Raw genomic sequence first — 9,954 nt, 5'->3', positions numbered from 1 at the left:
TCACTGAGATAGCCTACCCTAAATGCGTTTACCTAGATTTCCCAGCTCTCCTCCACCCTCACGTCTCTTGGAAAGCAACTAATAACCTGCACCTTAGGCATCATATCTGAAGCAAAGAGATCCTATCCTATACTACAATATATAGATAGGGTAAGCCCCACAAAGTAGACGCCGTAGATCCTAGATACCTGCCTAGGGGGGCAGTGTCTAGAACCTACGGCGTAAGAGAGGGGGATGGCTAGAGGCTACTAACCTCTTTGACCCTTATATTAGCGGGGACGACGGTCGCCACGCTCAGGGCGGGGACGACGCTCAGGCTCCTTGTAGCCCTCAGGCTTGGGGAGGAGAGCACGACGGCTTAGCTTGAACTTACCCGTCTTAGCATCAATGTCAATGAGCTTGACCTCAATCTGCTGACCTTCCTGAAGGCCTGTATCCTCGATCTTCTCGTAACGCTTCCAGTCGATCTCCGAGATGTGAAGGAGACCATCCTTACCTGGGAGGAACTCTACGAAGCAACCATAAGGCATAACCGAAGAGATCTTACCTGGGTAGACCTCACCGACCTCAGGCATAGCGACGATACCCTTGATCATACCTACTGCGGCATCGATAGCATCCTTGTTGGAGGCGCTGATCTCGACGACTCCGACGCCATCGACTTCCTCGATGCTGATAGAGGCACCGCTCTTCTCCTGCATACCTTGGATGATCTTACCACCAGGGCCGATGACAGCACCGATGAATTCCTTACCGATACGTAGAGTGACGATACGTGGAGCGTGTGGCTTGAGGTCATCACGAGTCTCTGGCTGAGCCTCTAGGATCTTGCCTAGGATATGTAGGCGTCCCTCACGAGCCTGAGCAAGAGCACGCTCTAGGATCTCGTAGCTGAGACCATCTACCTTGATATCCATCTGGGTAGCGGTGATCCCGTCTGCCGTACCTGTGACCTTGAAGTCCATATCCCCTAGGTGGTCTTCGTCACCGAGGATATCGGAGAGGATTGCGTAGTTCGTGCCCTTGTTCTCTGAGATTAGTCCCATAGCGATACCCGAGACTGGCTTAGCGATGGGCACCCCAGCATCACGCAGAGCTAGTGTACCGGCACAGACCGTAGCCATCGAAGAGGATCCGTTGGACTCGAGGATATCGGAGACGACACGGATCACATAGGGATAGTCAGCAGGGAGCATACGCTTGAGGGCACGGTGAGCGAGGTTACCATGACCGATCTCACGACGGCCGACACCACGCTGGGGACGAGCCTCACCTGTAGAGAATGGAGGGAAGTTATAGTGGAGGAGGAAACGCTCCTTACCATAGTTCAGGACGTCATCGACGAGCTTCTCGTCGCTCTTCGTACCGAGGGTAACGGTCGTCAGGGACTGGGTCTCACCACGGGTGAAGACGGCCGAGCCGTGAGGCCCTGGGAGATAGTCGGTTTCGATCCAGATAGGGCGTATCTCGGTGGTCTTACGTCCATCCAGACGCTTACCTTCATCGAGGATAGCACGGCGCATAGCCTCCTTCTCTACATCGTGGTAGTAGCGAGCGATCAGCGGAGCCTTCGTCTCAAGCTCTTCTTCGGTGTACTTAGTCTTGTACTCCTCTACGATCGCTTCGAAGGCTTCTGCACGAGCGTGCTTGTCAGTACCAGAGGTAGCTACAGCATAGGCCTTAGCATAGCAGAACTCGTGGACATCCTTACGGAGCTCCTCATCGTTCTCCTCGTGGCAATAGGTACGCTTGACGAGCTTACCTACAGCTTCGGAGAGCTCAAGCTGAGCCTGGCACTGTACCTTAATCGCTTCGTGTGCGAACTTGATAGCCTCAAGCATCTCGGACTCCTGTACTTCCTGCATCTCACCCTCGACCATCATGATGTTATCAAGGGTAGCACCGACCATCAGTTCGATGTCGGCATTCTTGAGCTGCTCGAAGGTGGGGTTAATGACGAACTCACCATCGACACGTGCTACACGCACCTCACTGATAGGCCCATTGAAGGGGATATCGGAGACAGCCAAAGCAGCTGATGCTGCAAGACCAGCCAGGGCGTCAGGCATATCGACGCCATCGGTGGAAAAGAGGAGGACATTGACGAAGACCTCTGCATGGTAGTCATCGGGGAAGAGGGGACGTAGAGCACGGTCTACTAGGCGGCAGGTCAAGATCTCGTAGTCCGAGGCCTTGCCTTCACGACGGGTGAAGCCACCAGGGAAGCGGCCAAAGGAGGCATACTTCTCCTTATACTCTACTTGGAGGGGCATGAAGTCTACCCCTGGGTTGGCATCCTTAGCGGCACAGACAGTGGCTAGGAGGACGGTGTTACCCATACGGAGCTCTACCGAGCCGTCTGCTTGCTTGGCAAGCTTGCCTGTCTCGAGGATGATCTCTCTCCCATCGGGCAGTGTGATGGTCTTGCTAATTGGCTGTAGCATTATCTTGAATTGAGTTACTGATATAATCCTTCTTAATCGGGCGCAAAGTTAGGTAAATTAACGCTATTAACCCGCACTCCTTCCGTATTCCCCTGTGCAGGCCTACCCGACAGCACATCCCCCACAGGCAGGGTAATAGGACATAGGGGGTATCTTGGGAACCCTTATCCCGGAGTCACAAGAGGGCTAATTTCTCGCCCCTACACCCTCCTATCCACCGCTCTTAAGAAGCCTGCTGATAGGTACATAGCCCCCATACTCCGATCATACCGAGAGGGCAGTTGTATACACACGTGTAGACTACTATATACACGCGTGTACACTCTTGTATACACGCGTGTATACAGATGAGCAGACGATAGGAGCTCTCTCCCCTACTTCTCAGGGGGGTGCGGAGGGGGTAGATAAGCACCTCATGAACCACCCCGCTTTGTCGGCTACCCCACCCTATCCTCTACCCTTATATACACCATATCCTAGGGAGGTAGTCGCCCCACCATAGAGGAGACCTCAAGGAGCGGCACTGGGCATCCCCACATATAGGTATAATGAATCTGATATAGAGCTAGATGAAGCGCTTGTTATACTTTTGCATCGCTTCTCCCTCGGGGGTGAGCCTACAGACTGCTTACTTCCCCCGAGGAGATTACGAATTGGTATCGCACCCCAAGGAGCGGGTACTACGTCCTAAAGGACGCCATCCTTACTCAAATTATATGCATTAGATGAAGCTTTTACGACTTCCTTTATCCCTATGCCTCGTCACCCTAGCGATGAGTGTAGATACGACGGCTCAGAGCCCAGCAGATAGCCTGCGACAGGAGCGGGTAGTGGATACCTCTGGATATGATCCTCAGAGCCGTGGGCATCAGGCTCTACAGAGCCAGTACTACGACCTACGTGGTCAGCTCACTGACGCGAATGGCGTCCCCCTCTCTGGCGTCCTCATACGCCTCCAAGATACCCACCTACAGGCAGTGAGCAGCCGAGGTGGCTTCTACCATCTAACAGGGATACCTCGGGGAAAGCATCTCCTGAAGGTACATGGCGCAGGCTATGAACCTCAGGTGCGACTGGTCATCTTCGGCCTAGACGGGAGCCATAGGGATAGCCACCAGCATGAGGACTTCATCCTCATCGAGCGAGAGGAGACCCTGCCTGCTGTAGATATCGTGGGACGAAGGGAGCAGACCTACAAGAATACGATCTCCTATGCAGGCACTAAGACGGCTACCCCACTGCGCTATATCCCGCAGTCCATTGGCTACGTCACTAAGGAACTCGTCCTCGACCAAGCAGCCACTACCATCAATGATGTCGTGAAGAATATCAGTGGCATCAACCAATACTCCTTCTACAACGACTTCTCCATACGTGGATTCCGTGCCACGGGCAACCGTAACTCAGGCAACCTCGTCAATGGCATGCGCTCCCAGACCAGCCTCTGGCGTCAGTCATCCCTAGCCAACGTAGAGCGTGTAGAGGTGATCAAGGGTCCTGCCTCGGCTCTCTTCGGCAATGCCGCCCCTGGTGGTGTGATCAACCGAGTGACTAAGAAACCGCTAGATATCACCCGACGCTCAGTGAGTGTCTCTGCTGGTAGCTTCAGCACCGTACGTGCCTACACCGACCTCACAGGGCCGCTGGATGAGAAGAAGACCCTACTCTATCGTCTAAATCTGGGCTACGAGACCTCCGATACTTTCCGTGATCTACAGGGGCTCACGACCTACATAGTCGCACCCTCCTTCACGTATCTCCTCTCTGAGCAGACTCGCCTCGGTATGGATCTCGTCTACAACCGCAGTCTAGGCAAGATAGATCGTGGGGTAGCGATCTTCGGTGATGGAGACCTCTTCTCTCGCCCCATCTCGGCCTCCCAATCTGCCGCCAACGACTACCTCAAGGAGCAGAACCTCAATCTGACCCTAAGCCTATCTCATCAGATCGCCCCTGGGCTCCTCTTCAATAGCACCTACCTCTTTTCCTCCTATGATGAGGATATGATGGAGCACTCTCAGGATAATGCCTTCGTCAAGAAATCCGACGGGTCCTATGATCCCTCGCGAGTCCTGATGCGTGTCACGCAGCGTGTGCGCCTATTCCGCAATCATAGCCTCAATAACTACCTCACGTGGGATATCGAGACGGGAGCCGTACGACACAAGCTCCTCCTCGGCTATGACTACTTCGCTACCGACCTCCTCCCTGGCTCATCTCAGATAGAGGCAGGAGGATACCTGCTGAAGAACGGACGTACAGCGAAGGACTTCGACCCTGCTAAGGTGAGCAACTACCTCCTGGACAAGGAGGGTAACCCACGTACGAATATCCCAGCCTTTGACCTCACGACCAACCAAGGCAACCTCTACCAAGACATCTCCAAGTACATCTATACTTCTAAGGAGGTACGCCCCGCCACCCAGTATACCCAAGGAATCTACCTCCAAGAGCAGCTCTCGTGGTGGAAACTTCAGCTCCTCCTCGGAGCTCGCCTCGAGTGGTTCACCGACGTGACCAAGCTCTCCTCAGGCCTGAAGGAGAAGACTCACCAGCTAGCCTTCACACCTCGTGTAGGACTCGTCTACAGCGTCCTACCTAAGACGAATATCTATGCTACCTGGATACGTGGCTTCGAGCCTCAGAGTGTCGCCGTACAGAGCAATCCCGAGGCAGGTGGACCCTTCGACCCCGTCCAAAGCGAGCTCTGGGAGGTAGGTATCAAGGCTGAGTATCTCGGAGGTAAACTCAGCGTCACAGCAGCAGCCTTTGACCTACGACAGCGCAACACCCTCTACAACGCAGGCATCACCGGACAACCCGATCTGATGACCCCTATAGGCGAAGAGCGATCCCGAGGCATAGAACTCGATGTAGCAGGTACGATCCTCCCCTACTGGAGTATCATGGCCAGCTATGCCTACAATGTAGCAGAGATTACCAAGGCACCCGCCTCCACTCGTGACCTCAATCTCCAACGCCCAAGCACTCCCAAGCACGCTGCCAACCTATGGACGAAGGTCATCATCCCCTCGGGTGCACTCCGTGGGCTAGGTCTAGGTGTCGGAGTCAATGGTGTCTCGGAACGTCTGGGGCAAGTAGCTAAGCGTGAGCATGTCGTCAGCTACCCAGGTTATATCCTCGTCAATACAGCACTCTACTACAAGATCCGAGCTGTACAGCTCCAGTTGAACCTCAACAACGTCCTCGACAAGCGCTACTACATCTCCGGCTATGATCGGCTACGTTCCTTCCCCGGTGCCCCTCGCAACCTGAGCCTCTCTGCCACCTACCGCTTCTAGTCTCCTAGTCTAGGAGCTCGGAGCAGAGCACAGATGGTGGTAACTAGGGGAATGCTCTCACCTCAATACCCCTCCCTCGGAATAGTATTATAAGGCCCCCATCCCAAGCAAGTGTGGCCAGCAGATCTTGTATGATCTGCTGGCCACATTTCTTTATCTCTTGGGTAGAAGATTTGCCCATGTATCCTCTCCGCACAACGAACGAGTGACCCCTCCCCCATGGACTCACACGATGTCGCTCATACCGGGAAGGCCACCAGCAAGTATACCGAGAAGGGGGTATAGGACATATAATGAACGTCCCCGTCACCTATGTAAGGTGACGGGGACGTTCATACCGAGTCCTCTCCTAGGGACATTACGTATCCTCCAGTAGGGCGCTCAGAATGCGCTTCGCATCCTAGTATTAGCTGCCCTAGGAGCTACTACTTGACTCTATAGACAGTAGAGCGTTACCTTAGGGGCGACACATGATCTCTTTAGTACACTCCATTCTTTGGCTCTTAGGGGATATTGTTTCATGTCCTAGATAGCCTCCGTATCCCTTAAGTGCCTAGACGTTAGCCACGAGGAGAGCTGTATACAAGAGCTCTACAGAGGACGTACTTAGAGCGAGGTAGTGTACACGTGGGTATACAGTTATGTACACGTGGGTACACTTTTGTGTACACACGTGTATACTCACCCCTCCTAGGTAGTAGGTATAGGCCGGGTATGTCTACAGCTAGGACACGGATACTTCTACCTTGGGTGTATGCTCCTTGACTACATTACTCTCGCACTGGAGGGATTTCATGCATCGGCCCTAAGCGTTACCTCACCATGGAGCATAAAATAGGAGACATGCTAGAGGAGCAAGCAATATATCTCCTCGCCTCAGACATCCTTTCCAGCCACACATACCTACTACTCTACCACAAGATTTGCCCATCCCACCTCTCTTGGCACACATAATATAATATATGGAGTAAGTAAACACATGCTCAACCTTGCGGAGACTCCCTACATTCGGGGGCTCTTTCACTTCTTTAAATTCTATAAGAAGTAAATCACACTCAAGGCTTTACATTTTAATATCTTTTAGCTATATTTGCTATGCAACTAAGCACTAACCAATAAACGTATCTATCCGATTATGACTATTAGACTACGTCGTCTGATCTTGAGCTTGGTCCTCCTGATCAGTTCTATGGGTATCGTTTGTGCTCAGACGCTTCGAGTGAGTGGTACGGTACGAGACTCCAAGGGAACACCCCTGCCTAACGTCTCCGTCACCGTCAAACTAGATAACTCCAAGCGCACCACAACGGACTCAGAAGGTAAATTTGCCCTAGAGACTCCTCAGCAGGCAGTACTCGTATTTACCCTGACAGGAAAGAAGACCGCAGAAGTCATTGCTACCAACAAGCCCCTAGAGGTAACCCTAGAGAATGTCGATAAGAAGAACTCTGCCGTGACGACTATGCGCCAGACGACTTCTATTAACACCAAGTACTACCCCCTATGGGTTATCGACGGAGTCGCCTACAAGCAGGACAAGGACTTCAACACGGCCGACCTCGCCTCTCCCGATGCCCACCGTATCATAGCAGCTGCCCTGCCTGGGCTCTCGGAGCGTGACATCGAGGATTTCACCGTGATCACAGATGCCTCCGCCACAGCCCTCTATGGGAACCAAGCTACCGGGGGGGTGATCTCAGTCCGCACACGAAAGGCCCAGCAAGGGACGAACCTCCTCAGCTATACCTCGCAGCTCACCTACCGCTTCCGCCCCTCGTATCGGGAGTTCAATATCCTCAACTCACAGGATCACCTGTCGATGATGAAGGAGCTAGAGGCTGGAGGAACACTAACCCCCGAGAATGTCCTCTACAAAGACACCTACGGGATCTACGGGTGGATGTACGACAACTCGATCAAGTACGAGAATGGGAAGTTCTACCAAGATAACACCCGCGCAGGCCAGCTCGCCTACCTAAGACAAGCCGAGCTAAGGAATACAGACTGGTTCAAGGAGCTCTTCCAAAACAGCATCAAGCAGCAGCATACCATCACCCTCAACTCAGGTAGCCAGAAGGCCTCCTACTATGCGACCTTGGGGGTCACGCTAGACCCAGGATGGGCAAGGGAAACACACTCTAGAGACTACTTCTTCTCACTGAACGCAACCTTTAAGCCCCTAGCGAATTGGACCTTCGGGATGAGAGCAAATGCCTCCTACGGCCAATACCATGGAGGGAATGACTTCACTGCCCTAGAGCAGGCTAAGAGCCTATCCCGTACGATGGATCCAAACACATACTACCGATATAAATACACCCCCTTCAACATCAAGAACGAGCTACAGCAGAACTACCGAGACGATGACGATCTCAATCTCCGTCTCCAGGCTTCTCTTGAATGGAACCCCATCCGTCAGTTCAGGGCATCCCTCGTCACCTCGCTTCAGGTCAATAGTGTGGCGTATGAGTTCACTCGTACTGAGCACTCCAATGTCGCTCAGCGATTCCGTGCCATGGACAAGCGTCTCATCCGTAGTAACAATCCCTACCTCTACAAGCCTGCCGAGGACATATATGCACTGCCTCAGACAGTCATGCCCTCAGGTGGATACCGTACAGTGCAGGACTATCTCTCACGTAAGGTAGACGTGATGGCCCGTGCTATCTACACCGACAGCTTCGATGGAGGGAAGCACACTCTCACAGCGACCGTCGGATCAGACCTCTATGATAATATGCAGCGTAATGGCTGGCATAATGAGTATGGGGTAAACTTTGACCTCGGTCAGCTGCAGACCTACGACCCACTGATCTTCCGTTGGCTACGTGACCGAAGTGAAAACTACTTCAAGCGCACTACGACGATCGACCGCAACGTCGCCTTTGTAGGGAGTGCCTCCTACCAGTACCTAGGCCGCTACACCCTGGATGCTTCATTCCGCTATGAAGGAACCAATAAGTATGGGAAGGCTACTATCGCCCGCTGGATGCCTACCTGGAACGTAGCTCTCGGGTGGGATGTCACGAGTGAACCCTTCTTCGAGCATCTCAGACCTCTATCCTCGCTCTCCACAAAGCTCTCCTACGGGATGACCGCTACGCTCCCCTTCGTCTACAACTCCAATCAGCGTATCAAGCCCTATCTCCCCTTCCGTCCCAACGGTATCAGTGAGACAGAGCTCTATATCGACCAGCCAGCGAACCATGACCTCACCTATGAGAAGATGTATGAGCTGAACTGGGACGTCAATGTAGGCTTCCTTGAGGATCGCATCTCTGCCTCACTCAGCCTCTTCTCACGTCAGGGACGTGACCTCGTGGACGTCTCCTACAACCAGGGGACAGGTGGATTCTTCAAGCTCTATGGAAACGTAGCCTCAATGACTGCTAAGGGCGTTGAACTCTCTCTGACGACACAAAACATTAGGACGAAGGACTTCGCTTGGACCAGCACGTTCTCCTACTCACGTAACACGAACAAGGTCACCAAGCTTAACTCGCGTCCAGACGTCACCACACTAGTAAGCTCCTCTGGAGCTGCACGTGAGGGCTATCCCCTGCAGTCGATCTTCTCGATTCCCTTCTACAAGCTATCCTCTGAGGGCTTCCCTCAGTTCTACAATGCCGAAGGGAAGATTGAGCGTGACCACATCAACTACAGTGCCACGACAAACCTAGACTACCTCAAGCATTCAGGTACAAGAAGGCCTATCGACGAAGGAGGCTTCAATAATGCCTTCCGATGGAAGGACTTTAGCCTCAGCGTCTATGTCCTCTACTCCTTCGGTGCAGTGCAGCGTCTATCTAGCCAGTTTGGTACGACCTATGGTGACTACTACGCCCTCGGACATGAGTTCAACCGCCGATGGATCAAGGCTGGAGATGAGGAACGTACGAATGTACCTAGCCTCCCCACCTCCGCACAGCGTGAGAAGAACCCTACCCTATCGAATGCCTACACCAGCTACAACAACTCTGATGTCCGCATCGCCCGCCTAGACTTCATCCAGCTACGTGATATCACCCTAGGCTATAGCATCCCCAAGCCTGTACTGGAGAAGACCTTCCTCTCCTCCGTAGATCTAAAGCTACAGGCCTCCAACCTCTTCCTGATCTACTCAGACAAGAAGCTCAATGGTGCTCTACCCTATGGCTATGAGCCCCACTCGATCATCTTCACCTGTACCGTAGGCATCTAGTCATCAT

The 9,954-nt window shown here is 53.0% G+C and carries 3 protein-coding genes; 2 read left to right on the top strand and 1 reads right to left on the bottom strand.

The annotated features are described in order from the left end of the window. Positions 1 to 269: 269 nt before the first annotated feature. On the bottom strand, positions 270 to 2,444 hold the full coding sequence (locus QZ554_RS00965) for a polyribonucleotide nucleotidyltransferase (protein WP_297193548.1): 2,175 nt from the start codon (positions 2,442 to 2,444) through the stop codon (positions 270 to 272). Between the two features lie 725 nt (positions 2,445 to 3,169). Here QZ554_RS00965 and QZ554_RS00960 point away from each other — a divergent pair. Next, complete coding sequence (locus tag QZ554_RS00960; protein ID WP_297193546.1) at positions 3,170 to 5,746, top strand: TonB-dependent receptor; 2,577 nt, start codon at positions 3,170 to 3,172, stop codon at positions 5,744 to 5,746. A 1,135-nt stretch (positions 5,747 to 6,881) separates the two neighbouring features. Beyond that, positions 6,882 to 9,947 carry a carboxypeptidase regulatory-like domain-containing protein gene (locus tag QZ554_RS00955; protein ID WP_297193544.1) on the top strand — a complete coding sequence of 1,022 codons (3,066 nt, stop codon included), beginning with the start codon at positions 6,882 to 6,884 and terminating at the stop codon, positions 9,945 to 9,947. Positions 9,948 to 9,954 lie beyond the last annotated feature (7 nt).

This window comes from uncultured Porphyromonas sp. (genome assembly GCF_915070105.1).
In the GTDB taxonomy this organism is placed as follows: domain Bacteria; phylum Bacteroidota; class Bacteroidia; order Bacteroidales; family Porphyromonadaceae; genus Porphyromonas.
Note: the sequence above shows the minus strand (reverse complement) of the source record. Positions and strands in the feature narration are given on the sequence as shown.